This is a genomic window from Pedococcus sp. P2_F6 (assembly GCF_056403675.1).
Genome location: NZ_JBFUEZ010000005.1, coordinates 247,536 through 273,202 on the forward strand (window position 1 = coordinate 247,536; position 25,667 = coordinate 273,202).

A 25,667-nucleotide genomic window follows, 5' to 3' on the forward strand; every position below is an offset into this window, starting at 1 on the left:
CCCTGTCCTGCCTCAGCCCAGCAACCCGCGCAGCAGGGCTGCCGTGGCGTCACAGTGCTCTTCCATGGTGGCCCGGGCAGTGTCGGCGTCCCCGCCGAGGACTGCCGCGACGATGGCCTCGTGCTGGTCGTTGGAGTGGGCGATGTTGAGGGGCAGCACCGGGATCGCGGTCAGCAGCTCGTGCAGCGCGGACTGGGCGCGGGTGACGGCCTCGATGAGCATCGGCGAACCGGAGAGGGTCGCGATGGCCAGGTGGAAGCGGCTGTCGGCCAGCCGGTGGGCGGCGTTGTCCGGAGCCTCGCGCGCCGCTTTGGCGCTCTCGATCAACCAGGCCCGCTGGTCGGCGGCCAGCGCCTTGGTGGCCGCCAGGGCGGCAGCGCCCGGCTCGACCACCCGCCGGAAGTCGATCGCGTCGGCCAGCGCCGCCCCCGTGCGGACCGGCGTTGCGCCGGTCCCCGGCTCCAGTCCGGCGTAGGTGATGACAGTGCCACCACCGCGGCCGCGCCGCGTCGTGACGAGCCCGGACTCGCGCAGCGCCGCGATCGCCTCGCGAAGCGTGTTGCGGCTGACGCCGAGGCGCTCGGCGAGCTCGCGTTCGGGAGGGAGCTGGTCGCCGTCGGTGAAGACCCCCAGCCGGATGGCTGTCGCGAGCTGCTCGACGGTCGACTCGAACGCGTTGCCCGATGCAGGCCGCAGCACGACGTGCGGCAGGGACGTCTGCGGGGCGGGACTCACGTTCAGATCCAATACCCCCCACCGGGTCGCGTCAATGGTCTGCGAAAGAACCATTTCGTCACGTCGCCGTCTCGCGCGCGAGCCTCAGCCCGTCGGGGTCGAACGGCGGACGCAGGCCCACCGCCACGGCGTAGCGCTTCCCCGCGAGGTCGATCTCGTAGCTGCCGCTGCGCAGCCAGTCAGCGGTGGCGCTGCCCGTGGCCCGGTCGCCCACAAGGGCCAGTCCGACCCCGCTCCCCAGGCTGGCGCCCCAGGCGGCGCTGGTGACCTGGCCGACCGGTTCGCCGTCGCGCAGCACGAGCTCGCCACCCCATGGGTAGGCGGCGGGGTCGTCGACCACGAACGAGACGATCCGCCGGGCCGGAGGCACCAGCCGCGACTGCTCGACGGCCGCTCGCCCCAGAAAGTCGATGTCGGTCCGGAGCTTGCACGCGAAGGTGAGACCGGCGACGACCGGCCCGGTCTCCGTCGTCAGCTCGCGGCCAAAGGCGCGATAGCCCTTCTCCAGGCGCATCGACTCGATCGTGGAGTAGCCGGCCGGCACGACACCCAGGTCGCTGCCCGCGTCGAACAGGTCCTCGTAGACGCCGGCGGCGAGATCCGTGGGGACGTACAGCTCCCAGCCCAACTCACCGACATACGTGATGCGAGTCGCCCGCACCGTCGCCTGCCCGACCCTGACCTCCCTGCTGGTCGCAAAGGGGAACGACGCGTCGTCGAACGCATCGGGCGACAACCGTTGCAGCAGCTCACGGGACCGTGGTCCCATGACGCCGAGCACGGCATACGCACTCGTGAGGTCGACGACGTGCGCCGACGCGTCGGGCGGGAAGTGACGGCGCATCCAGTCGATGTCTCGGACCGTCGTCGCGGCGCTGCTCACCACGAAGAACTCGTCGGCGGCAGTCCTCGTGACCGTCACGTCGGACTCGTAGGTGCCACGCGAGTTGAGCATCCCCGTGTAGACCGAGCGACCAACGGGCACACCCACGTCGGCGGTGCAGACCCACTGGAGGGCGCGCTCGGCGCCCTCCCCGACCACGAGGTACTTCGAGAAGGAGGTCTGGTCGAAGACAGCTACCGCCTCCCGCGTCGCCAGCTGCTCGGCGACCGACCAGTCGACCCACGTGGGACGTTCCCAGGAGTAGTCGATGACAGGCGGGAGACCATGGGGCGCAAAGACATTCGGCCGCTCCCAGTTGTTCCGACTCCCCAGGCAGGCACCCTGGGCGACGACCAGGTCATGGACGGGTGAACGGCGCAGCGGTCGCCCTGTCTCGAGCTCACGGTTGGGCCACGGCACTGCATAGTGGAGCCCCAACACCTCGCCCACGCGGCGGCGCAGCCAGTCGTTGTTGCCCGCCAACGGGGAGAACCTGCGGATGTCGGCGCTGATCAGGTCGGTGGTCGGCTCGCCTTCGACGATCCACTCCGCGAGCGCCCGACCGGCTCCGCCCGCCGACGCGATCCCCACTGAGTTGAAGCCCGCCGCGACGAAGAAGCCGGCCAGCTCGGGCGCCTCGCCGATGATGAACTGGTTGTCGGGGGTGAAGCTCTCCGGCCCGTTGTAGAACTTGCGGATCCCCGTTTCCGCGAGCACAGGCAGCCGGTGGACGGCGCTGTCCATGAGGACCTCGAAGTGCTCCCAGTCCTCGTCCAACAGGGAGAACTCGAACGGGTAAGGGATCTGGTCCGGGGGGACCCACGGCTTGGCCACCGGCTCGAACCCGCCCACGAGGAGACCCCCGACCTCCTCCTTGACGTAGGTGTAGCCGTCCGGGTCGCGCAGGATCGGCAGGTCACGGTGCACCCCCTCGATCTGCTCGGTCACGACGTAGAAGTGCTCGGCGGAGTGCAGCGGCACGGTGACCCCGACCAGCTCCCCCACGGCCTTGGCCCACTGGCCGGCACAGTTGACGACGACCTCCGCCTCGACGTCTCCCTCGTCGGTCCGCAAGCCCGTGGCCCGGCCGCCCTTCGTCAGCACGTCCGTGACGCGCACCCGTTCAGCGATGTGCACCCCACGCATCCGCGCGCCCTTCGCCAGGGCCTGGGTGAGGTCCGTCGGGTCCGCTCTCCCGTCACCCGGGAGCCAGATCGCACCGACCAGGTCCTCGGCGCGCATGAGTGGGTAGCGCTCGTGCGCCTGCCCCGCGGTGAGCAGCTCACAGTCCAGGTCGTATGCCGCGGCGCTGGCAGCCGTGCGCCGCAGCGCCACCATGCGCTCCTCGGTGCGGGCCACGGTGAGCCCGCCGCAGACGCGGTATCCCGTGCCGAGACCCGTCTCCGCCTCGAGGCGCGAGTACAGGTCCGTCGAGTACTGCACGAGTCGCGTGCTCGCCTCAGTGGCCCGCAGCTGGCCGACCAGCCCCGCAGCGTGCCACGTCGTGCCGCACGAGAGCGAACCCTGTTCGAGGAGCAGCACATCGGTCCAGCCGAGATGGGCCAGGTGGTAGGCGACACTGCACCCGATCACGCCGCCACCGATGATGACGACCCGGGCCCGCTCCGGCAGCTGCTCGTTCACGCCGGGTCGCCCGTCACGTCGCCGGACACCGCAGTGGTGGCCGCATCGATGAGCTCGTCAAGCCGCGCGCTCGTGAAGAGCGCCGCCGCGAGGTCGTGGCGCTCGAGGGCGAAGTCCCAGAAGTCGTGTTCCACGTCGGACACGCCGTGCTGGATCGCTCCCCAGAGGGTCCACGCGTAGCGGCCGGCGAGGCCCCACAGCTCCGCTCGTGCCAACAGCCGCTCGTCCACCGACCCGTAGTAGGAGTCGACCAGCTCCACGAGGTGCTCATGGTCGAGCTGCGACTCGTTGACCAGGTTTCCCAGCTCGAACGACGCCTCGTTGGTGCCGGAGTACTCGTAGTCGACGATGCGGATGCTGCCGCCGTCGTCCAGGAAGTTGGCCGCCAGCAGGTCGTTGTGGCACGGCACCCGGGGTTCGGGGAACCGGCGCAGCGCGGCCTCGACCCGCGCAGCCACGTCGCGCAGCTCGACATACCCGTCGGGGACGCGCAGCCCTCGCTGGGTGACGATGCCCCAGTAGCGACGCTGGATGTCGAAGATGTCGAAGTCGGAGGCGAAGGGGGGCCCGGCGTGGAGCAGGCGGAGCGCAGCGGCGATCCGCCGCAGGTTGGACGCGACGTCGCTCGCGGCATACGTCCGCCCCGGGAGGAAGCCGACGACGAGCACCCCCTGTCCCGGGAGGTAGTCGACGACGGGAGCGCCGACTCCGGCCAGCGCCGCGGCACGGCTGTTGAGCCACTCGTGTTCGCGGTTGACGGCCAGCAGGTCCGTCGTGGGCGGCGAGATCCGGACGACGACGTCCTGCGTCGCCGTCCGGACCCGGTAGTTGTGGTTGGTCAGCCCACCGGCCAGCTCACTCACCTCCCGATCGCCCGCAAGGGCAGGGAGCTGGGCGAGCGCCTGGTCGAGGGTGACCCCGTGGCTCACTCGCCGAAGGCCTCGACGACCGCCTGGTCGATGGTGTGCTTCGGGCCCTTGAACCACTTGCGGGCCGAGACCTGCCACCACACGGCGAGCACGATCAGCGACCCGATCGTCAGGATCGGTGCGTAGTTGACGAACTTCCAGTCGAAGTCGTCCGTGAACGGCACCCCGGCGGGGACGAACGGCATGATGAAGTACACCGAGATGATCGCGATCTCGATGACCGCGATGAGGTTCATCCACTTGTACTTCGCACCGTTGTTCCAGCTGCCTGGCTGGAAGGAGTCACCCATCCGCCACCTCAGCCAGATGGGGATGAGGAACGCGAGGTAGAGGCCGATCACCGCCACCGAGACGACGGCGTAGAAGGCCACCGGCACGATGAGGGGCTTGTCGGCAGTGCCGATGTTGACCTCCTTGAGAGCCGGCAGGGTGATCAGCGCGGCCACCACGGCAACCAGCATGACCGCGTTGGCCGGGACCTTGTTGGCAGAGAGCGAGGACCACAGCCGCGAGCCCGGGATCGCACCGTCGCGGCTGAACGCGAACGTCATGCGCGAGGCACTGGTCATGCAGGACGTCGTGCAGAAGAACTGGCCGATCGCGGAGATGAGCAGGATCGCGGTGGCCCACTTGGAGCTCATCGCGTTCGTGAAGATGTAGGCCACGCCCCCGCCGCCGACGCCGGCGTTGTCCGGCGCACCGTCCTTGTCGGGCACGGCGAACAGGAAGCACAGCAACAGGATCCAGCCACCGATGGCCGAGTAGAAGATGGACTGCCAGATCCCCTTGGCGGCTGCCTGTGAGGCGGCAGAGGTCTCCTCCGAGAGGTGGGCCGAGGCGTCGAACCCGGTGATCGTGTACTGCGTGAGCAGCAGCCCGAAGGGCACCACGAGGAACCAGTACTTCACCGAGCTGTTCGAGCCTCCGCTGTAGCCCGAGTTGTTGAACCGCTCGGTGAAGACGTAGGAGAAGCTCTGGTGGTGGTCAGGCACGAGGATGAGGATCAGGATGACGATTGCCGCACCGACGACGTGCCACCAGACCGAGACGTTGTTCATCAGTGCCATCAGGTGGCCGCTGAAGATGTTGAGCACGGAGGCGAGCACCAGGACGATGAGGAAGGTCCAGAACACCCTCGTCAACGAGTAGCTGCCGGCGTAGCTCTCGGAGAACGTGCTGAGGGTCAGGTCGATGAAGGTCGCACACCCGTAGGCCACCGAGGCCGTGACGGCCACGAGACCGATCAGGTTGAGCCAGCCCGTGAAGAAGCCGGCCCGCGCGCCGCCCATCTTGCTGGCCCACCAGTAGATGCCGCCGGAGGTCGGGTAGGCCGACACGAGCTCGGACATGGTGAAACCGATGATGAGGATGAACAGCGACACGATGGGCCAGCCCCACGAGATCGCAATCGGGCCACCGTTGTTGAAGCCCTGGCCGAACGTCGTGAAGCAGCCCGCGAGGATCGAGATGATGGAGAACGAGATCGCAAAGTTGGAGAAGCCCGACCACGACCGGTTGAGCTCCTGCTTGTAGCCGAGTTCCGCCAACCGGCGTTCGTCGTCCGAGAGTTTGCTGACGCTGGCCATACGGGCTCCTAGTCTTCGGTGCGAAGTGGAGCCGATATTTCACCCACGAGACTCACCCTGTCAATGGTCCAATCACAAACCATTGACTAGTCACCCGACGGGTCAGACGAGGCGCGTCAACCAGCCGTGGGTGTCCTCGGTGCGGCCGTACTGGATGTCGAGGAGCCGCTCACGGATCGTGCGGGTCACCTCGCCGTAGTCGACGCCGCCCCGGTGGTCGCAGGAGCCGCCTGCCCAGCGCAGCTCGCCCACAGGCGTGATGACGGCCGCGGTGCCGCAGGCGAAGATCTCGACGATCTCCCCGCTGGCCGCTCCGTCCTTCCACTCCTGGATCGGGATGCGTCGCTCCTCGGGCTCCAGCCCCATCTCCTTGGCGAGCGCGAGCACGGAGGAACGCGTGACACCCTCGAGGATCGAGCCGGTGAGCTCTGGCGTGATGAGCTTGTTGTCCTTGGTCACGAAGAACAGGTTCATGCCGCCGAGCTCCTCGACGAAGGTGTGCGTCGACGCATCGAGGAACACCGCCTGGTCGCAACCGTTCTCGATTCCTTCGAGCTGGCCCGCGAGGCTCGAGGCGTAGTTGCCGCCACACTTCGCCGCGCCGGTGCCGCCCTCGCCGGCGCGCGCGTAGTCGGTCGAGAGCCACAGGGTGACCGGCTTGATGCCGCCGCTGAAGTAGGCGCCGGCCGGGGAGGCGATGACCGAGTAGGTCACCTCGGTCGCGGGTCGCACCCCGAGGAAGGCCTCCGAGGCGTACATGAAGGGCCGCAGGTAGAGGCTCGACTCACCACTGGTACCGGAGGGCACCCAGGCCTGGTCGACCTCGACCAGTGCCCGCAGCGAGGCGAGGAAGTCCTCCTCGGGCAGCTCGGGCAGCGTCATCCGACGGGCACTGCGCCGCATCCGCTGGGCGTTCGCCTCCGGGCGGAAGGTCCAGATCGACCCGTCCGCGTGCCGGTAGGCCTTCATGCCCTCGAAGATCTCCTGGGCATAGTGCAGCACCGCCGCCGACGGCATCAGGGTGATGGGTCCGTAGGCCGTGACCTTGCCCTCGCTCCACCCCTCGCCCTTGCGCCACACGGCGGTGACCATGTGGTCGGTGAACGTGGTGCCGAACCCCGGGTTGGCCAGTACTGCCTCGCGCTCCGCGTCCGGCCGCGGGTCGGTGCGACGCGTGACCTCGAAGGTCAGCGGGGCGGTGGTCTGGCTCATGAAGTCCTCCTGGGTGTCGCCCCCGTCAGGGCGGGGCTGCTCCTGCCGAGATTACCTGTCCGGCACACCACCCGGGCAGGAGACGTCGGATGCAGCCGGTGACCTACAGGAGGGACGCGATGGCGTCGCCGACCTGGGTCGTGCTGCGAACGGCGCTCCCCCGCGTCGCGAGGTCGGCGGCGACCGCGCGTTCGACCCTGGCGGCTTCGTCGGTGCGCCCCAGGTGCTCGAGCAGCATGCCGACGGACAGGATGGTGGCGGTCGGGTCGGCCTTGCCCTGACCTGCGATGTCGGGTGCGGACCCGTGGACGGGCTCGAACATGCTCGGTGCCGTGCGGTCGGGGTTGATGTTGGCGCTGGCGGCGAGGCCGATCCCGCCGACGATGGCGGCCGCGATGTCGGTGATGATGTCGCCGAACAGGTTGTCGGTGACGATCACGTCGAACCGACCGGGGTCGGTGGCCAGGAAGATCGTGGCCGCGTCGACGTGCTGGTAGGCCGTCGTGACCTCGGGGAACTCGGCGCCCACCTCGTCGACGGTGCGCCGCCACAGGTGACCGGCGTGGGTCAGCACGTTGTGCTTGTGCACGAGCGTGAGGTGCCTGCGGGGGCGGGCCTGCGCGCGGGCGAACGCGTCGCGGACGACCCGCTCGACGCCGAATCGGGTGTTGACGCTGACCTCGGTCGCGATCTCGTGCGGGGTGCCCGCGCGCAACGAACCACCGTTGCCCACGTAGGGGCCCTCGGTGCCCTCACGGACCACCACGAAGTCGATGCCGCCGGGCGCCACGCGTTCCACGGCCAGCGGGCTCAGGACGCCGGGGTAGAGCCTGGCGGGACGAAGGTTGACGTACTGCTCGAGGGCGAAGCGCAGCGGCAGGAGCACACCGCGCTCGAGCACGCCGCTGGGGACGGTCGGGTCGCCGATCGCCCCGAGGAGGATCGCGTCGTGGCCGCGGAGCTCCTCGAGCACCGAGTCGGGCAGGGTCTCGCCCGTGGCGTGCCACCGACGGGCGCCCAGGTCGTACTCGGTGGTGTGGAACTTGGCCCCCGTGCCGGCAGTGACCGTTTCGAGGGCCTTGATGCCCTCCGCCACGACCTCCGGACCGATCCCGTCGCCGCCGATGACGGCGAGGTTGACGGTGTCGTTGCCAGTGCTGTCGGGAGCCATGTCTCCAGCCTAAAGACGGTCTTGCGATCTGATACTGGTGTCTCACCTGACGAACGGCCCCGGGCGGGTGCCCGAAGCCGTTCGTCGTCGCACCCAGATGGTGCGGTGGATCATGCCTGCGACGTCAGTCGTCGGAGTGACCCTGCTCGCGCAGGTCCATCGACTCTTGCAGTGCCTGACGTGCCTTCTCGGCCTCTTCGCTCATGTCACTCATTCCTTTGCGGATGCCCCTGTGTCCCAACAGGGTTCGGGTTTGTCTGGGTTCTCGGTGTCTCGCTGGGCGCTCTCCGGTTAACGGGGCGCCACTGTCAGCCACGCACGCGGGATCTCCGCGGCGAGTGGGCTGACTACCGGAACTCGCCGCGGCGGATAAGAATTACGACCTGCCGCGTCATGTCTTCGAGGTTACGTGGACGTCCAACTAAACGACACCCGTTTCCCACGCAGTGAGACACGTCTGGACGTGAGCGCCGCCACAGTGCTTCCCCTCAACCTCTGACGCCCTGCCGCGTCGCGGACCATGCCAGTGCCTAGGGTGACGAGGTGCTGCCCGACGACTACTCCCTGCGCCCACTCTCGCTCGACGACTCCGCCGCCCTCGCGGCCGCCTACACCCGCAACCGCGAACATCTTCGACCGGCGCCGGTCAGGCCGGACGCGTTCTTCACCGAGGAGGGCCAGCGCGAGGCCATCCGCGACCGACTGCGCCAGGTCGAGCTCGGCCTGTTCGACGCCTGGCTGTTGTGGCACGGTGACGAGGTCGTCGGGACAGCGACCCTCCAGAACATCGTGAGGGGGGCCATGTACGGGGCGGACGTGGGGTACTGGATCGACCACGCCCACCTGCGCCGGGGCCTTGCCGTGGCCGCGCTCGAGTTCCTGATCCGGCGAGCACGGGACCTGGACCTGCACCGACTCGGGGCAGGCACGAACGTCTCGAACCTCGTCTCCCAGCGAGTGCTGCGTCGGTGTGGTTTCGAGGAGTGCGGCCGGATCCCGGCCTTCCTGTACCTCGACGGAGAGTGGCGCGACAACATCATGTTCAACCTGGTGCTCCACGACGACCCACCGCCGGTCTGAGCCTGCACACCGACCATGCCCAGACACAGGTATGCCGGCTGGTCCCCACAGCGGGGACCAGCCGGCATACCTGGTGGTTGTCCTTTCGCGCCGTGCGGCGCGGACGGTTCAGCTCAGGTCGACGACACTCACGTCGGCACCGACCTCGCTGGCGATCGCGGCGAGGACGTCAGCGGGGATGCTGCTGTCGACGGTGAGCGCAACCAGGGCCTGGCCACCCTTCTCGTTGCGGGCCACCTGCATCCCGGCGATGTTGACGTCGGCGTCGCCCAGCAGCCGGCCGACGGTGCCGATGACGCCGGGACGGTCGACGTAGGTGAAGAAGGCGAGGTGCTCGGTGAGCGGCACCTCGATGTCGAAGCCGTTGACGCCCACGATCTTCTCGATCAGGCGCGGGCCGGTGAGCGTGCCGGCGACGCTGATCGTCGCACCGTCCGCCAGGGTCCCTCGCAGGATCGTGACGTTGCGGAAGTCCTGCATCGTCGGGTCCGTGAGCAGGCGCACCTCGCACCCACGCTGCTCGGCGAGCAGGGGCGCGTTGACATAGGTCACCGGGTCCTCGGTCACGTCGGTGAACAGGCCCTTGAGCGCGGCCAGCTTCCAGATCGACACGTCGTGCTGGGTGATCTCCCCCTGGACGTCGACGTCCAGCTGCACCGGCACCGAGCCAGCGAGCGAGGTGAAGATGCGCCCGAGCTTCTCGACGAGGGCGATGCCGGGCCGCACCTCCTCGGGCACCACACCACCGGACACGTTGACCGCGTCGGGGACGAGGTCGCCGCCGAGAGCGAGCCGCACGGACTTCGCGACGGAGACGCCTGCCTTCTCCTGGGCCTCGTCGGTCGAGGCGCCGAGGTGCGGCGTGACGACCACGGACTCGTGCTCGAACAGCGGGCTCTGGGTCGTGGGCTCGGTGGCGAAGACGTCGATGCCCGCCCCGGCCACCCGGCCCTCGCGGAGCGCCTCGGCCAGGGCCTCCTCGTCGACGATGCCCCCGCGGGCTGCGTTGATGATGCGCACGGTGGGCTTGACCTTCGTCAGGGCCTCCTTGCCGATCAGGCCCACGGTTTCCGCGTTCTTGGGCAGGTGCACGGTGATGAAGTCGCTCTGCTCGAGCAGCTCGTCGAGGGTGACCAGCTGGGCGCCGAGCTGACCGGCGCGCTGGGCCGAGACGTAGGGGTCGTAGGCCAGGATCTCCATGCCGAAGCCCTTGAGACGCTCGGCGACGAGCTGGCCGATACGACCGAACCCGACGACGCCGACCTTCTTGTCGAGCAGCTCGACGCCGCCGTACTTGCTGCGCTTCCAGGCGCCCTCCTTGAGGGCCTGGTTGGCGGGGGCGATGTTGCGGGCCGTGGACAGCAGCAGACCGACCGCGAGCTCAGCCGCTGACGTGATGTTGGAGGTCGGGGCGTTGACGACCATGACACCGGCCTGGGTGGCGGCCGGCACGTCGACGTTGTCGAGGCCGACGCCCGCTCGCGCGATCACCTTGAGGTTCTTGGCGGCGGCGATGGCCTCGGCGTCCATCTTCGTGGCGGAACGGATGAGGACCGCGTCGACGTCGGCGAGAGCCGGGAGGAGGGCCTCGCGGGAGGCGCCGTCGACGTGGCGCACCTCGAAGTCGGGCCCTAGGGCGTCGAGGGTGGCGGGCGAGAGTTCCTCGGCGATCAGCACGATCGGCTTGCTCACGTGTCAGTCCTTTGGTGGGTCAGTGGTCGGCCACTGATGGGTCACTGATGGGGGGTCCGGCACCGCGCTGTGCCCGCGGTCAGCATACGACCGCGCTCAGCATGTGGATGCCCCGGCTCGACATGTGACACGCGGATCACCGGCACCCGCTTGGTGTGCAAGGTTTGTCCACCGTTGGGGACAACCTGGGGACAACAGTGCCGGTCGACCCCGCGAACGGGGCCGGCCGGCATGCCTGGTGGGGACCGTCAGCGGGCGCGCTGTCAGCGGGCCGCGGAGCCCTCGACGTAGTCGGAGTCCGTCTCCTTGATCCAGCTCATCAGCTTGCGGAGCTCCTTGCCGGTGCCCTCGATCGGGTGCTGGGCACCCTTCTCACGCAGGGCCTTGAACTCCGGGCCGCCCGCGTCCTGGTCGTCGATGAACCGCTTGGCGAAGGCGCCGTTCTTGATGTCGGCGAGCACCGCCTGCATGTTCTCCTTGACGCGGGGGTCGATGACCCGGGGACCGGAGACGTAGTCGCCGTACTCGGCCGTGTCGGACACCGACCAGCGCTGCTTGGCGATGCCGCCCTCGACCATGAGGTCGACGATCAGCTTGAGCTCGTGCAGGCACTCGAAGTAGGCCACCTCGGGCTGGTAGCCGGCTTCAACAAGCGTCTCGAAGCCGTACTGCACGAGCTGGGATGCACCCCCGCAGAGGACGGCCTGCTCACCGAACAGGTCGGTCTCGCACTCCTCGGTGAAGGTGGTCTTGATGCCGCCGGCACGCAGTCCGCCGATGGCCTTGGCATAGGACTGGGCCAGCGCCCAGGCGTCGCCGGACGCGTCCTGCTCGACGGCCAGCAGCACGGGGACGCCGCGGCCGTCGACGTACTCACGGCGCACCAGGTGACCGGGACCCTTGGGGGCCACCATGATCACGTCGGAGCCTGCCTCGGGCTTGATGTAGTCGAACCGGATGTTGAAGCCGTGCCCGAAGAGCAGGCCGGCACCGTCCTTGAGGTTGGGCGCGATGTCGTTGGCATAGACGGTGCGCTGCACCTGGTCGGGCGTGAGGATGACGACGAGGTCGGCCTCCTTCACGGCATCCGCCACGGATCGCACGGTGAGCCCCTCGGCCTCGGCCTTGGCGCGGCTCTTGCTGCCCTCGGCGAGGCCGACGCGCACGTCGACCCCGGAGTCGCGAAGGTTGAGCGCGTGGGCGTGGCCCTGGCTGCCGTAGCCGATGACGGCCACCTTCTTGCCCTGGATCACGCTCAGGTCAGCGTCGTCGTCGTAGAACATCTCGGCCACGGTGGCCACTCCTTAGTGTTGTCTGGCTTGCTTCGGGTGATCAGTGAAATCTGTTGGACTGCAAAGACATTCAGGTATGCAGCGTGGCTTCGAACCGTCTGCGCTGCTCCCCTGCGCTAGGCCGTCCGCAGCGCCCGGTCGGTGATCGACCGCGTACCACGTCCGATCGCGACCATGCCGGACTGGACGAGCTCCTTGACGCCGAACGGCTCGATGACCTCGAGGAAGGCGGCGAGCTTGTCGCGGTTGCCGGTGACCTCGATGGTCAGGGTGTCGCTGGCGACATCGACCACTTTGGCACGGAACAGCTGAACCGTCTCGAGCACGTGGCTGCGGCTGTGCACGTCGGTGCGGACCTTGACCAGCAGGATCTCGCGCTGGACCGAGGCGGTGGGCTCGAGCTCGACGACCTTGAGGACCTCGATGAGCTTGTTGAGCTGCTTGGTGACCTGCTCCAGCGGCAGGGCGTCGACGTCGACGACCACCGTCATCCGCGAGATCTCCGGGTGCTCGGTGGGGCCCACGGCGAGCGAGTCGATGTTGAAGCCGCGCCGCGAGAAGAGCGCTGCGATCCTGGCCAGGACGCCGGGCTTGTTCTCGACGAGGACCGACAGGGTGTGCTTGCTCATCGCCATCTACCGTCCGTCCTTGTCTGCGTCCTCGGGCTGCTCGGTGGCCTCGTCCTCTTCACGGTCCCACTGCGGCGCGGTGTCCTTCGCGACCTGGATGGCGTCGTTGCTGACCCCGGCCGGGACCATCGGCCAGACCATCGCGTCGCGGTGGACGACGAAGTCGATGATGACCGGGACGTCGTTGACCTCCATGGCCTTCTTGATGGTCGCATCCACGTCTTCCGCACGCTCGCACCGGAGTCCGACGCAGCCGTAGGCGTCAGCCAGCTTGACGAAGTCGGGGATGCGGCGGCCGACCGAGGTGTGCAGGTCAGTGTTGGAGTAGCGCTTGTCGTAGAACAGGGACTGCCACTGGCGGACCATGCCCAGGCTGCTGTTGTTGATGATCGCGACCTTGATCGGGATGTTGTTGATGACGCAGGTCGCCAGCTCCTGGTTGGTCATCTGGAAGCACCCGTCCCCGTCGATGGCCCACACCACACGGTCCGGCTGGGCGACCTTCGCACCCATGGCGGCCGGCACGGCATACCCCATCGTCCCGAGGCCCCCGGAGTTGAGCCAGGCGTTCGGGCGTTCGTACTGGACGAACTGGGCCGCCCACATCTGGTGCTGGCCGACGCCGGCGACGTAGATCGACTCGGGTCCGCTGAGGGCGCCGATGCGCTCGATGACGTACTGCGGCGGCACGCCCTCCTCGCCCTCGGGCGAGGTGTAGCCGAGCGGGAAGGTGGACTTCCAGCCGGCCGTCTGCTCGCGCCAGGCGTCGTAGTCGCCGACCGTCCCGGCTTCGTGGTCGGCAGCCACCGCCTTGACCAGCTCACTGATGACCTCGAGCACGTCGCCGACGATCGGGACGTCGGCGTTGCGGTTCTTGGAGATCTCGGCGGGGTCGATGTCGGCGTGGATGACCTTGGCCTCTGGTGCGAACGTCGACAGCTGGCCGGTCACCCGGTCGTCGAAGCGCGCACCGAGGGTGATCAGCAGGTCGGACTTCTGGAGGGCCGTGACCGCGGCGACCGAGCCGTGCATGCCCGGCATGCCGAGGTGGAGCGGATGGCTGTCGGGGACGGCGCCCCGCGCCATCAGGGTGGTCACGACGGGGATCTGGGTCAGCTCGACGAACTCGCGCAGGGCGTCGGAGGCATTGCCGCGGATCACGCCGCCACCGACGTAGAACACGGGCCGCTTGGCCTGGGCGATGAGTCGAGCGGCCTCGCGGATCTGCTTGTTGTGCGGCCGGGCGACGGGCCGGTAGCCGGGCAGGTCGTACTTGGGCGGCCACGCGAAGGTGGTCTTCGCCTGGAGCGCATCCTTCGAGATGTCGACGAGGACGGGGCCGGGCCGGCCCGTGGAGGCGATGTGGAACGCCTCAGCGATGACACGAGGGATCTGCGAGGCGTCGGTGACCAGGTAGTTGTGCTTGGTGATCGGCATCGTGATGCCACGGATGTCGGCCTCCTGGAAGGCATCCGTGCCGATGGCGGCGGAGGCGACCTGGCCGGTGATGGCCACGATCGGCACCGAGTCCATGTAGGCGTCGGCGATGGCGGTCACGAGGTTGGTGGCACCCGGACCGGACGTCGCCATGCAGACCCCGACCTTGCCGGTCGCGCTGGCGTATCCCTCCGCCGCGTGGCCGGCGCCCTGCTCGTGGCGGACCAGGATGTGGCGGACCTTGACCGAGTCGAGCAGCGGGTCGTAGGCCGGCAGGATCGCCCCGCCGGGAATGCCGAAGACCGTGTCGACCTCCATGGCCTCGAGGGAGAGCACGAGGCTCTGGGCGCCGGTCACCTGGGCGGGAACCTTCGCCCTCGCCTGCTCGGCCAGCCTGGAGGGGCTGGGCGGGCTGGGCGCGCTGGCTGGACTCGGGGCCGGACTCGGGGCCGGTTTCGTGTCGCTCACGTCTCTACCGCTTTCGGTTCTCGCTGGTGCTGGACCACGCTGATCTGCTCACGCTGTGCCTGCTCACGCTGTGCCTGCTCACAAAAAAGCCCTCCAGTCCTCGGGTGAGGACGACGGAGGGCAGCGCGCTGGCTCAAGGAGCCTGCGCGCTAATGAAGTACGAGAATTCGTGCCACACGAGAACTCTCCCGCGCGGCCCGAAGGGTGTCAACGTGCGAGACAACGGGTCCCACGATCCGGACCTGTCGTCTCAGTCACAGACCCTCAGCCGCAGACGGCCCCGCCGCTGGCACTGCCGACGAGCTTGCGGTACTTGGCCAGGACGCCGCGGGGGTACTTGGACTCCGGCGGCACGAAGCCCTCTGCGCGACGAGCCAGCTCTGCCTCGTCGACGTGGACGTCGAGCACGCCGTTCGCCACGTCGAGCGTGATGCGGTCACCGTCCCGGACGAACGCGATGGGTCCGCCGTCGACCGCCTCCGGCGCCACGTGTCCCACGCACAGACCGGTGGTACCGCCGGAGAAGCGGCCGTCGGTCAGGAGCAGCACGTCCTTGCCCAGCCCGGCACCCTTGATGGCACCGGTCACGGCCAGCATCTCGCGCATCCCCGGGCCGCCCTTGGGTCCTTCGTAACGGATGACGACGACGTCGCCCGCCTGGAGGGATCCCTGCGCGACGGCGTCCATCGCAGCGCGTTCGCCGTCGAACACCCTGGCGGTGCCCTCGAAGACGTCGGAGTCGAAGCCGGCCGACTTGACCACAGCGCCCTCGGGGGCCAGCGAGCCCTTGAGGATCGTGATCCCACCGGTCTTGTGGATCGGCTCCTTCATCGCCCGGACGACCTTGCCGTCGACGTCGGGCGGGGCGATGTGGGCGAGGTTCTCGGCCATCGTCTTGCCGGTGACGGTCAGGCAGTCGCCGTGCAGGAGCCCCGCGTCGAGCAGCGCGCGCATCACGACCGGCACTCCCCCGACCCGGTCGATGTCGGTCATGACGTACTGGCCAAACGGCTTGACGTCGGCCAGGTGCGGCACCCGGGCCCCGATGCGCGAGAAGTCGTCAAGAGTCAGGTCGACCTCGGCCTCGTTGGCGATCGCGAGCAGGTGCAGCACGGCGTTGGTCGAGCCACCGAAGGCCATCACGACGGCGATGGCGTTCTCGAACGCCTCCTTGGTCATGATGTCGCGTGCCGTGATGCCCCGCCGCAGAAGACCGACGACAGCCTCACCCGACTTGCGGGCGAACCCGTCGCGGCGGCGGTCGGTGGCGGGCGGCGCCGCCGACCCGGGCAGGGACATCCCGATGGCCTCGGCGACCGAAGCCATCGTGTTCGCGGTGTACATGCCGCCGCAGGCACCTTCGCCCGGACAGATCGCGCGCTCGATCGCGTCGACGTCGGCCCGCGACATCAGCCCCGCGGCGCACGCCCCGACGGCCTCGAAGGCGTCGATGATCGTCACCGTCTTCTCGGAGCCGTCCGAGAGCTTGGCGATCCCCGGGAGGATCGACCCGGCATACAGGAAGACGCTGGCCAGGTCGAGGCGCGCCGCGGCCATGAGCATTCCCGGCAGCGACTTGTCGCAGCCGGCGAGCAGGACCGAGCCGTCGAGCCGCTCCGCGTTCATGACGGTCTCGACGGAGTCGGCGATGATCTCGCGGCTCACCAGCGAGAAGTGCATGCCCTCGTGGCCCATCGAGATGCCGTCACTGACCGAGATGGTGCCGAACTCGAGGGGGTAACCACCGGCCGCGTGCACGCCGTCCTTGACGGCCTTGGCGAGCCGGTCGAGGGACAGGTTGCAGGGCGTGATCTCGTTCCACGAGCTGGCCACGCCGATCTGCGGCTTGACCCAGTCGTCGTCACCCATGCCCACCGCGCGCAGCATGCCGCGCGCGGCGGTCTTCTCGATGCCGTCGGTCACGTCACGGCTGCGCGGCTTGATGTCGACGCCGTTGGTGGCTGCCCCCGTGGCGGGTTCGGTGGTCGTCATGGGCCGAGTCTAGAACTCGGGTCCACAGGGTGGGACGCCGGTCTCACAAGCCGAAAACCGCCGGGTATGCCGTGCGGTTCCCAGCGCCGCCAGCCCTGCGGACACCAGCGGGGCCACCTGCGCGGTCAGCCGCGAGAGACGTGGCAGCGCTCAAGCGCGGCCGTTCCGAAGTCGAGCCCGGACCAGGGCCCGGCATAGCGCAGGACGGCGAGCGACGACGTCGGGAACCCGGCGGCCAGGCACTCGTGCGCCGCCGACGAGCCGTCGCCCTCGGACAGCCCGCTGGCGAGGGCTGCCATCGTGGGGTTGTGCCCAACCACCATCACGACCTGCGCCTCCCCCGCCGATTCCCGAACCGTCTGGAGCACGGTCTGCGCGCCGCCGGAGTAGATGCCGTCGGCGTACTCGATGGTCTCGCCGCAGGCTCCTCCCTCGACCGCCGCGGCCCACGTCTGTCGGGTGCGCATCGCCGTCGAGCACAGCACCAGCTCGGGACCGAGCTCATGCTCGTGCATCCAGACGCCGGCCGCCCGGGCATCGCGCCTGCCCCGGCCGGTGAGCGCGCGCTCGTGGTCCGGCTTGCCGATGACCTGCTCAGCCTTGGCGTGGCGGAAGAGGATGAGCACCTTGTCATCACTGGCGAGGGTCATACCCCGAGCATGGACCCGTTGGACCTCAACAACCAGTCTTGACAGCAGCGCTCAGGGCGCGGCGACTGCCGCCCCGGATCAGCCGCCACGGCTGAGCGAGCCAGCCACCTCGGCCGCTACCCTTCGTCCCACCACGACGAGGTGGACCCGAGGCAGTGAACCCGCGGCCGCGGCATACCTCTCCGCCCAGTGAGGAACGACCGATGGAGCAGCCGCCCGCCCTGATCGACGTCAGGGCGACCGCACCGACCGACCGGCCCTGGCTCGACGAGGCGATCCGCCGGATCCAGTCCGACGCCAACCGCAGCGCCGACACCCACCTCGTGCACGTGCCGCTCCCGGGGCTGCCCGACGTCGACCTCTACCTCAAGGACGAGTCGACGCACCCCACCGGCAGCCTCAAGCACCGCCTCGCGAGGTCCCTGTTCCTCTACGCCCTGTGCAACGGTGAGCTGCACGACGGGACCACGGTCATCGAGGCGTCGAGCGGTTCCACGGCGGTGAGCGAGGCGTACTTCGCCCGGATGCTCGGCCTGCCCTTCATCGCCGTCATGGTGCGGACGACCAGCCCGGAGAAGATCGCCCTCATCGAGCGCGAGGGCGGCCGGTGCCACTTCGTGGACGACGCTGGCGAGGTCTACGAGGTCGCGCGACAGCTCGCGGAGGAGCGTGACGGCCACTACCTCGACCAGTTCACCTATGCCGAGCGCGCGACCGACTGGCGCGGCAACAACAACATCGCGGAGTCGATCTTCGAGCAGATGGGTCGCGAGCGGCACCCGGTCCCCCACTGGGTCGTCGTGGGCGCGGGCACCGGCGGCACCAGCGCGACCATCGGGCGGTACGTCCGCTATCGGGGCCTGGCCAGCCAGGTGTGTGTCGTCGACCCCGAGCACTCGGCCTTCCTCCCGGCGTTCTGCGGCGACGACGCCGGCGTCACGGCAGCATGCGGGTCGCGCATCGAGGGCATCGGCCGGCCGCGGGTCGAGCCGAGCTTCGTCCCGAGCGTCGTGGACCGGATGATGCTGGTGCCCGACGCCGCCTCCGTCGCGGCGATGCGTTTCCTTACCGAACGCACGGGGCTGCGCGGCGGCGCATCGACCGGCACCAACCTGTTCGGCGCGTTGCGCCTCGCGTGCGAGATGGCCGAGCGGGGCGAAGGCGGGAGCATCGTCTCGCTGCTCTGCGACGGCTCGGAGAGGTATGCCGGCACCTATCGCAACGACGCCTGGCTCGCCGAGCGAGGGTGGGACCTCGAACCCCACCTCGCCGTGCTGCGAGCGGCGTGGGACGAAGGGGCCTGGACCGCCTGAGGTCCACGACTTGTTGCCGCGCGCTCGTCACCGGGAGCCGAAATCGGCGGTTGGTGACGACGAGGTGGCAACAAGTGGGGGCGATCAGCCGCCGGACACGGCGTTGATGACGTGGACCGTCGAGTTCGGGGTGACCGCGGTCTGCACCCCGTCGGCACGCTTGGCGTCCTCACCGTCCACGAAGATGTTGACGTGTCGGCGGATCTCGCCGCGCTCGTCCCGCACGCGCGACGCCAGGATCGGCCACGGCTCGAACGCCCGGTCGAGCACATCGGCGAGCGAGGCCTGGGCGCCCAGCTCGACGGGCAGCTCGGCCGCACCGTCGGCCAGCTCGCGCAACAGGCCCGGGAGCACCACGCGAGCGGTCATGGAAGCGTGACCGCCCGCACGCAGAGCACGTCCGGCAGCTGTTCGACGACGCGCGTGAACGAGTCGCCGCCGTCGACCGACGCGTAGACCTCGCCGTTGCGCGTGCCGAGGTACAGGCCCGGTTCCTCGGGGTGGTCGTCCAGGCCTGCGGCATCACGCAGCACGTTCGTGTAGCACGGGGAGGGCAGTCCGTCGTGCTGGGTGCGCCAGGTCGCCCCGGCGTCGTCGGTGCGCTGGACCTGGAGCTCGGCTCCCGGTGGGATGCGCTCACCGTCGGAGGCGATCGGCACCAGCCACATGGTGTCCCCGCGACGGGGATGCGCCAGGGCGGTCATGCCGAAGTTCGTCGGCAGCCCCGCCTCGATCGACGTCCAGGTGACCCCGTCGTCGTCCGAACGGTAGACGCCCCTGTGGTTCTGGGCGTAGAGCCGGGTCGGGGTGCCGCTGTCGCGCACCACCTTGTGGACGCATTGCCCGAACTCGGGCCACTCGTCGTGCGGCTGGAAGTAGGCGTGGATGCCAGTGTTGCCGGGGTTCCACGACGCCCCGCCGTCACGGGTGTTGTAGACGCCACCGGTGCTCATCGCGACGAGCATGCTGTCGGCGTCGACCGGGCTCGGCAGGACGGTGTGGATGGCTCCGCCACCGAAGCCCTCGCCCCACTCGGGGCGGTGGGGGTGTTCCCACAGCCCCCGGTTGAGCTCGAACGTCTCTCCCCGGTCTGCGCTGCGCCACAGCCCCTGGGGTTCGGTGCCGGCCCAGACCACGGACGAGTCGTGCGGGTCGGCCACCAGCTGCCACGTGGCCTTGAGCGCGGTGTCGGTGTCCTCCGGGAAGCGGATCGACCCGTCGGGGTGCTCGACCCAGCTGGCCCCGAGGTCGTCGGAGTGCTGCAACGACGGACCCCAGTGCGACGAGCGGAACCCCACGAGCAGCCTGGTGGGGTCGGTGCGGGTGTCCAACAGCAGCGACAGCACCTCGCTCATCAGGAAGTGCGGACCCTCGACCCGCCATGACTGCCGGTCCTCACTGCGAGCCAGCCACAAGCCCTTGCGTGTGCCTATTCCGACGACGGTCTCACCCATGTTTCCCATACTGGCACTCCTCTGGCCGTCCGACACGTGTTGTCGATATCGACCCGGAAGCACCGCAGAACTCATCGGAGCGCAGGCCGGAATCCTCCGTGCCAGCGCGAGTGGTCAGACCAGGTTGCGCAACGGTCTCCCGGCGGCATACGCCCCCAGCTGCTCCTGCAGCAGGCGCGCGGCGCGTGGCATGAACGCGGTCGAGGCCCCGCCGACGTGCGGAGTGATCATCACTCCCGGCGTGGTCCACAAGGGGTGGTCGGGGGGCAGCGGCTCGGGGTCGGTGACGTCCAGGGCAGCCCGGATCCGGCCGGCCGCCGCGTGCCGCACCAGCGCGTCGGTGTCGACGACACCGCCCCGCGCGACGTTGACGACCAGGGCACCGTCGGGCATGGCAGCCAGGAAGTCGTCGTCGACCAGGCCCGCTGTGTGCGCGCTCAACGGCACGATCACGATGACGACGTCATGCAGCGGCAGCAGGTCCGGCAGCTCGTCGACCCCGTGGACGGACCGCACGAGCTCGTCGCCCGCCCGCGCACGGCTCGCCACCGCGGTCACCTGGACCTCGAACGGCGTGAGCCGGGCAGCGATCGCCCGCCCGATGGCGCCGTAGCCCAGCACCAGCACCCGTTTGTCGGCCAGGGCGTGGTGGAACGTCGAGGGCAGCCAGGTGCGTTCCCGTTGGGCCGCAAAGAAGTCCGGGAAGTCGCGCAGGCTCGCCAGCGTGAGCGCCACCGCCAGCTCTGCCGTCGAGGCGTCGTGGACCCCGGTGGCGTTCGCGAGCCTCACTCCGTCGGGCAGCACGGCCTGCACGTCGTCGTAACCGGCCGTCAGGAGCTGCACGAGCTCGAGGTTGGGCACGTGCGAGAGGGCGCCCAGCCGACCACCGGCCCCGATGTACGGCGGCACGACGACCCTGATCTCCTCGGCCCGGTCCGGAGCGCCGTCGAGCTCCCACACGGCGAGCTCGACCCCCGTGATCGGTCCCACCACGTTCACCCATTCCTGCCCCGGCAGGGTCACCAGCGTCATGTCTCCCACGCTAGCCCCGAGACCCCACGCGGTGGCGGCACGTCCGCCCGGGGGCGAGTACCCGCCGCTGTCAGGTGGAACGCGCCCCCGTCACGCACAATGGGGTATGCCGCGTGCACCGCTTCGTCGCCGGCGCACCTCCGCAGGGGCGGCTGCCACCACCGGGGTGGCTGCCGTGCTGCTGGTCTGCGGGTGCTCGGGCACAGACGGGTCGGGCGACGGGACGACCGTCTCCGCGCCCGTGCTGACCTCCTCGACCACGGCCACCTCGACGCCGACCGGCTCGACCACGAGTGGCGCCACGACGACCCCGACAACGACCCCAACCAGGGCGATCCCCGCGACCTCCACCCTCGCGACCAACCTCGACGTCCCGTGGGCCATCGCGTTCCTCCCGGACGGCTCCGCCCTGGTCACGCTGCGCGACAAGGCGCAGCTGCTGCACCTCCGCAGCGGCCGCGCGCCGACGGTGCTCGGCGAGATCCCGGGTGTGCGACCCGATGGCGAGGGCGGGCTGCTGGGCGTGGCGGTGTCACCACGGTTTGCCAGCGACAAGAGCATCTTCGTCTACTTCACCGCCGCGGACGACAACCGGGTCGTCCGGCTGACCTTCAGCGGCGGGAAGGCGACGAAGCCGACCGTGGTGCTGCGCGGCATACCCAAGGCAGGCAACCACAACGGCGGGCGACTTGCCTTCGGCCCGGACGGCTACCTCTACGTCACCACGGGCGACGCCGGCCACTCCGAGCGTTCCCAGGACGAGCGCGCCCTCGGCGGGAAGATCCTGCGCATCACGACCGACGGCAGACCCGCGCCGGGCAACCCGTTCGGCAACTCCCCCGTCTGGACGTACGGGCACCGCAACGTGCAAGGCATCGCCTGGGCCCCCGACGGACGGATGTTCGCGAGCGAGTTCGGACAGAACACCTGGGACGAGCTCAACCTGATCGTGCCGGGTCGCAACTACGGCTGGCCGGTCGTCGAGGGACGGGCGGGTCGCTCGAAGTTCACGGACCCCCTCGCCCAGTGGGCGACCTCCGACGCGTCTCCGAGTGGGATCGCCGTGGCGAACGGCGCGGTCTGGATGGCAGCCCTGCGGGGTCAGTCACTGTGGCGAGTTCCGTTGACTGCCAATGGCATCGGCACCCCCAAGCGACTGCTTCACGGCCGCTACGGCAGGCTCCGTGACGCAGTGGCGGGTCCGGACGGACGGCTGTGGGTGCTGACCAGCAACACCTTCCGCGGCAGCCCGCGGGCCGGCGACGACAAGCTGGTCGCGCTCAACCTGGCAACCCTCTAGCGCCCGCGCATACCTCACCCCGTCTTTGGAAGTGGGACGTCCGGATATCCGGAAGTCCCCCTTCCAACAGGGGCGACGAACTCAGGTGAGCTTGGCCAGGATCAGCTCGCGGGCCTTGCCTGCGTCGGCCTGGCCCCGCATCTCCTTCATCACCTGACCGATGAGGGCACCGGCGGCCTGGACCTTGCCGTCGCGCACCTTCTGGGCCACGTCGGCGTTGGCCTCGATGACCTTGTCGACAGCCGCCTCGAGGGCGTCGTCGTCCTGCACCAGCTCGAGCCCTCTGGCGTCGGCGACCTCGGTGGGCGTGCCCTCACCGTCGATGACGCCGTCGAGGACCTGGCGGGCCATCGAGTCGTTGAGGCGGCCCCCACGGACCAGACCGTCGAGCTCGGCGATGTGGGCAGGCGTGACGCCGAAGTCCTCCACGGAGGTGCCGTCGACGTTGGCGCGACGGGCCAGCTCACCGGTCCACCACTTGCGTGCGCCGGCCGGGGTCGCGCCCGCAGCCACCGTCTCCTCGATCAGCGCGACCGCCCCGGCGTTCATGACGTCACGCATCTCGAGGTCGCTGTAGCCCCACTCGGCCTGGAGCCGCTTGCGGCGAAGGCCAGGGGCCTCGGGCAGGGTGCCGCGGAGCTCCTCCACCGTCTCGCGCGTCGGTGCGACGGGCACGAGGTCAGGCTCCGGGAAGTACCGGTAGTCCTCAGCGTCGGACTTCTCGCGGCCACTCGTCGTGACCCCGGTGTCCTCGTGCCAGTGTCGTGTCTCCTGGATGATCTTGTCGCCCTTGTCGAGGATCGCCGCGTGCCTGGTGATCTCGTACCGCACCGCGCGCTCGACGCTGCGCAGGGAGTTGACGTTCTTGGTCTCGGTGCGGGTGCCGAGCGGCACGTCGTCCTGGCTCTGGTCCCCGGTGGCCTTGGGGCGCAACGAGACGTTGGCGTCACAGCGCAGCGACCCCTGCTCCATCTTGACGTCGGAGACCCCCAGGGCGCGCAGCAGCTCGCGCAGCGCACCGACGTACGCCTTGGCCACCTCGGGCGCCCTCTCACCGGCACCGGTCAGCGGCTTGGTGACGATCTCGATGAGGGGTATGCCGGCCCGGTTGTAGTCGACCAGCGAGTGGTCTGCGCCGTGGATGCGTCCCGTGGCGCCACCGATGTGCAGCGACTTCCCGGTGTCCTCCTCCATGTGCGCGCGCTCGATCGCGACGCGGTAGACCGTGCCGTCGGACAGCTCGACGTCGAGGTGGCCCTCGAAGGCGATCGGCTCGTCGTACTGGCTGGTCTGGAAGTTCTTCGGCATGTCCGGGTAGAAGTAGTTCTTCCGGGCGAACCGGCACCACTGCGCGATCTCGCAGTTGAGCGCGAGGCCGATCCGGATGGCCGACTCCACCGCCTTCTCGTTGACGACGGGCAGCGCACCCGGCAGCCCCAGGCAGACCGGGCAGACCTGGGTGTTGGGTTCGGCGCCGAACTCGGTGGCACACCCACAGAACATCTTGGTCGCGGTGTTGAGCTCGACGTGCACCTCGAGACCCATCACGGGGTCGTAGCGCTCGAGCGCCTCGTCGTAGTCGACGATCTCCTCGGCGGTGGCCGTAGCGGTGTTCATCGTGGTCACGCTCCCTTCGCGGTCAGCTGGGGGGCCTTGGCCAGCAGTGAGCCGCCCCACCTGTCGACGAGCATCTTCTCGAGGGCCGCGCCCACGTTGTAGAGCCGCTCGTCCTTCGTTGCCGGCGCCAGGATCTGGATGCCGGTGGGCAGGCCGTCCTCGTCGGCCAGGCCGCTCGGCAGTGACATCCCGGGCACCCCGGCGAGGTTGGCGGGGATGGTGGCGACGTCCTGGAGGTACATCGACATCGGGTCGTCGAGCTTGTCGCCCAGCTTGAACGCGGTGGTGGGTGCCGTCGGGCTGACCAGCACGTCGACCTGACCGAAGGCGGCCTCGAAGTCGTTCGCGATCAGCCGGCGGACCTTCTGGGCCTGGCCGTAGTAGGCGTCGTAGTAACCGCTCGAGAGCGCGTACGTGCCGAGGATGATGCGGCGCTTGACCTCGTCGCCGAAGCCGGCGTCACGGGTGGCCGCCATGACCTGCTCGGCGCTGGGGTCGTCGAGGCCCTCGGGCAGCACCCGCAGGCCGTACCGCATCGCGTCGAACTTGGCCAGGTTGGAGGACGCCTCACTGGGCAGGATCAGGTAGTAGGCAGCGAGCGCGTAGTCGAAGCTCGGGCACGACACCTCGACGACCTCGGCACCGGCCTCCTGGAGCAGGGCGACGGACTCGTCGAAGCGGGCGCGCACGCCAGCCTGGTAGCCCTCGCCACCGAGCTCCTTGATCACCCCGACCCTGAGCCCCCTGACGTCCGCGCGGCGTGCGGCCTCGACGACCGAGGGCACCGGGGCGTTGATCGAGGTGGAGTCCATCGGGTCGTACCCGCCGATGACCGAGTGCAGCAGCGCAGCGTCGAGGACGGTGCGCGTGCACGGGCCCGCCTGGTCGAGGCTGGAGGCGAGCGCCACGAGGCCGTAGCGGGACACCCCGCCGTAGGTCGGCTTGACCCCGACGGTGCCCGTGACCGAGGCCGGCTGGCGGATCGAGCCACCGGTGTCCGTGCCGATCGCCAACGGCGCCTCGTATGCCGCGACGACGGCTGAGGAGCCACCTCCCGACCCGCCGGGGATGCGGGTGAGGTCCCACGGGTTGTGGGTCGGGCCGTAGGCGGAGTGCTCGGTGGACGAGCCCATCGCGAACTCGTCCATGTTGGTCTTGCCGAGGATCGGCATGCCGACCGACTTGAGCCGGGCCACGACGGTGGCGTCATAGGGCGGGATCCACCCCTCGAGGATCCTGGACCCGCAGGTCGTCGGCAGTCCCTGGGTCACCATCACGTCCTTGACGGCGATCGGCACGCCGGCGAGGACGTGGAGCTCCTCCCCCGATGCGCGCCGCTCGTCCACGGTACGGGCCGCCGCGAGGGCACCCTCGCCGTCCACGTGGAGGTAGGCGTGCACGTCGGCGTCGACGGCCGCGATGCGGTCGAGGTGGGCCTGCACTACCTCGACGGAGCTGAGCTCGCGGGAGCTCAGCGCATGCGCGAGCTCGGCGGCGCTGGAACGGGTGATGTCGGAGTTCACGGGTGGTGGTCCTCGGTCTGTCGCTGGT

21 protein-coding genes are annotated in these 25,667 nt (G+C 69.4%); 3 read left to right on the plus strand and 18 right to left on the minus strand.

Translation table 11 applies throughout. From position 1 onward, the window contains the following. Positions 1-12 precede the first annotated feature (12 nt). The 7 genes from AC1DWP_RS16340 to AC1DWP_RS16370 form a co-directional block, all read right to left on the minus strand. A complete protein-coding gene (locus AC1DWP_RS16340) occupies positions 13-735 on the minus strand; it encodes a FadR/GntR family transcriptional regulator (RefSeq protein ID WP_477615537.1) in 723 nt (240 codons plus the stop codon). Between the two features lie 58 nt (positions 736-793). Further along, positions 794-3,262, minus strand: a complete 2,469-nt coding sequence (locus tag AC1DWP_RS16345; protein WP_477615538.1) for a GcvT family protein — start codon at positions 3,260-3,262, stop codon at positions 794-796. Further along, positions 3,259-4,191 carry a phosphotransferase gene (locus AC1DWP_RS16350; protein ID WP_477615539.1) on the minus strand — a complete coding sequence of 311 codons (933 nt, stop codon included), beginning with the start codon at positions 4,189-4,191 and terminating at the stop codon, positions 3,259-3,261. Before AC1DWP_RS16350 ends, AC1DWP_RS16345 begins: the two co-directional genes overlap by 4 nt. Then, on the minus strand, positions 4,188-5,777 hold the full coding sequence (locus AC1DWP_RS16355; protein ID WP_477615540.1) for an amino acid permease: 1,590 nt from the start codon (positions 5,775-5,777) through the stop codon (positions 4,188-4,190). Before AC1DWP_RS16355 ends, AC1DWP_RS16350 begins: the two co-directional genes overlap by 4 nt. Positions 5,778-5,879: 102 nt before the next feature. Continuing rightward, positions 5,880-6,989: a branched-chain amino acid aminotransferase gene (locus AC1DWP_RS16360; RefSeq protein ID WP_477615541.1), complete on the minus strand. Its 1,110-nt coding sequence runs from the start codon at positions 6,987-6,989 to the stop codon at positions 5,880-5,882. Positions 6,990-7,092: 103 nt separating this feature from the next. After that, positions 7,093-8,160: a 3-isopropylmalate dehydrogenase gene (locus AC1DWP_RS16365; protein ID WP_477615542.1), complete on the minus strand. Its 1,068-nt coding sequence runs from the start codon at positions 8,158-8,160 to the stop codon at positions 7,093-7,095. 124 nt (positions 8,161-8,284) lie between these two features. Next, positions 8,285-8,374, minus strand: coding sequence for a 3-isopropylmalate dehydrogenase (locus tag AC1DWP_RS16370; RefSeq protein ID WP_477615543.1), 90 nt, complete (start codon positions 8,372-8,374; stop codon positions 8,285-8,287). Positions 8,375-8,703: 329 nt separating this feature from the next. On the opposite strand from AC1DWP_RS16370, the gene AC1DWP_RS16375 reads away from it, so the two are divergent. Then, positions 8,704-9,240, plus strand: a complete 537-nt coding sequence (locus AC1DWP_RS16375) for a GNAT family N-acetyltransferase (RefSeq protein WP_477615544.1) — start codon at positions 8,704-8,706, stop codon at positions 9,238-9,240. A 108-nt stretch (positions 9,241-9,348) separates the two neighbouring features. Here the strand turns inward: AC1DWP_RS16375 and serA are convergent, their stop codons facing one another. The 6 genes from serA to AC1DWP_RS16405 form a co-directional block, all read right to left on the minus strand. Next, on the minus strand, positions 9,349-10,932 hold the full coding sequence (gene serA, locus AC1DWP_RS16380; protein ID WP_477615545.1) for a phosphoglycerate dehydrogenase: 1,584 nt from the start codon (positions 10,930-10,932) through the stop codon (positions 9,349-9,351). Between the two features lie 263 nt (positions 10,933-11,195). After that, complete coding sequence (gene ilvC, locus AC1DWP_RS16385; RefSeq protein ID WP_477615546.1) at positions 11,196-12,224, minus strand: ketol-acid reductoisomerase; 1,029 nt, start codon at positions 12,222-12,224, stop codon at positions 11,196-11,198. Positions 12,225-12,340: 116 nt separating this feature from the next. Then, positions 12,341-12,853, minus strand: a complete 513-nt coding sequence (ilvN, locus tag AC1DWP_RS16390) for an acetolactate synthase small subunit (protein ID WP_140741388.1) — start codon at positions 12,851-12,853, stop codon at positions 12,341-12,343. 6 nt (positions 12,854-12,859) lie between these two features. Next, a complete protein-coding gene (locus AC1DWP_RS16395) occupies positions 12,860-14,758 on the minus strand; it encodes an acetolactate synthase large subunit (RefSeq protein ID WP_477615547.1) in 1,899 nt (632 codons plus the stop codon). 264 nt (positions 14,759-15,022) lie between these two features. Next, a complete protein-coding gene (gene ilvD, locus AC1DWP_RS16400) occupies positions 15,023-16,750 on the minus strand; it encodes a dihydroxy-acid dehydratase (protein WP_477615548.1) in 1,728 nt (575 codons plus the stop codon). Positions 16,751-16,875: 125 nt separating this feature from the next. Next, the gene (locus tag AC1DWP_RS16405) at positions 16,876-17,400 is read right to left on the minus strand and encodes a SixA phosphatase family protein (RefSeq protein WP_477615549.1); all 525 of its coding nucleotides are present in this window, start codon (positions 17,398-17,400) and stop codon (positions 16,876-16,878) included. A gap of 203 nt (positions 17,401-17,603) precedes the next feature. Here AC1DWP_RS16405 and AC1DWP_RS16410 point away from each other — a divergent pair, with 203 nt between their 5' ends. Further along, a complete protein-coding gene (locus AC1DWP_RS16410; RefSeq protein WP_477615550.1) occupies positions 17,604-18,713 on the plus strand; it encodes a PLP-dependent cysteine synthase family protein in 1,110 nt (369 codons plus the stop codon). Between the two features lie 84 nt (positions 18,714-18,797). On the opposite strand, the gene AC1DWP_RS16415 is transcribed toward AC1DWP_RS16410, so the two are convergent. The 3 genes from AC1DWP_RS16415 to AC1DWP_RS16425 form a co-directional block, all read right to left on the minus strand. Continuing rightward, positions 18,798-19,082 (minus strand): MoaD/ThiS family protein, encoded by a 285-nt coding sequence (locus AC1DWP_RS16415; RefSeq protein ID WP_477615551.1) that lies wholly within the window; start codon positions 19,080-19,082, stop codon positions 18,798-18,800. After that, complete coding sequence (locus AC1DWP_RS16420) at positions 19,079-20,167, minus strand: WD40/YVTN/BNR-like repeat-containing protein (RefSeq protein WP_477615552.1); 1,089 nt, start codon at positions 20,165-20,167, stop codon at positions 19,079-19,081. The genes AC1DWP_RS16415 and AC1DWP_RS16420 overlap by 4 nt, the downstream gene beginning before the upstream one ends. 114 nt (positions 20,168-20,281) lie before the next feature. Further along, on the minus strand, positions 20,282-21,199 hold the full coding sequence (locus AC1DWP_RS16425; protein ID WP_477615553.1) for a 2-hydroxyacid dehydrogenase: 918 nt from the start codon (positions 21,197-21,199) through the stop codon (positions 20,282-20,284). A 106-nt stretch (positions 21,200-21,305) separates the two neighbouring features. Here AC1DWP_RS16425 and AC1DWP_RS16430 point away from each other — a divergent pair, with 106 nt between their 5' ends. Then, positions 21,306-22,499, plus strand: a complete 1,194-nt coding sequence (locus AC1DWP_RS16430; RefSeq protein ID WP_477615554.1) for a PQQ-dependent sugar dehydrogenase — start codon at positions 21,306-21,308, stop codon at positions 22,497-22,499. 81 nt (positions 22,500-22,580) lie between these two features. Here AC1DWP_RS16430 and gatB read toward each other — a convergent pair whose 3' ends face one another. Together gatB and gatA are read right to left on the minus strand one after the other, a co-directional pair. Next, entirely contained in the window at positions 22,581-24,116 is a 1,536-nt protein-coding gene (gene gatB, locus AC1DWP_RS16435) for an Asp-tRNA(Asn)/Glu-tRNA(Gln) amidotransferase subunit GatB (RefSeq protein ID WP_477615555.1), read from the minus strand. Between the two features lie 5 nt (positions 24,117-24,121). Next, positions 24,122-25,639, minus strand: coding sequence for an Asp-tRNA(Asn)/Glu-tRNA(Gln) amidotransferase subunit GatA (gene gatA, locus AC1DWP_RS16440; RefSeq protein ID WP_477615556.1), 1,518 nt, complete (start codon positions 25,637-25,639; stop codon positions 24,122-24,124). Positions 25,640-25,667: the final 28 nt, after the last annotated feature.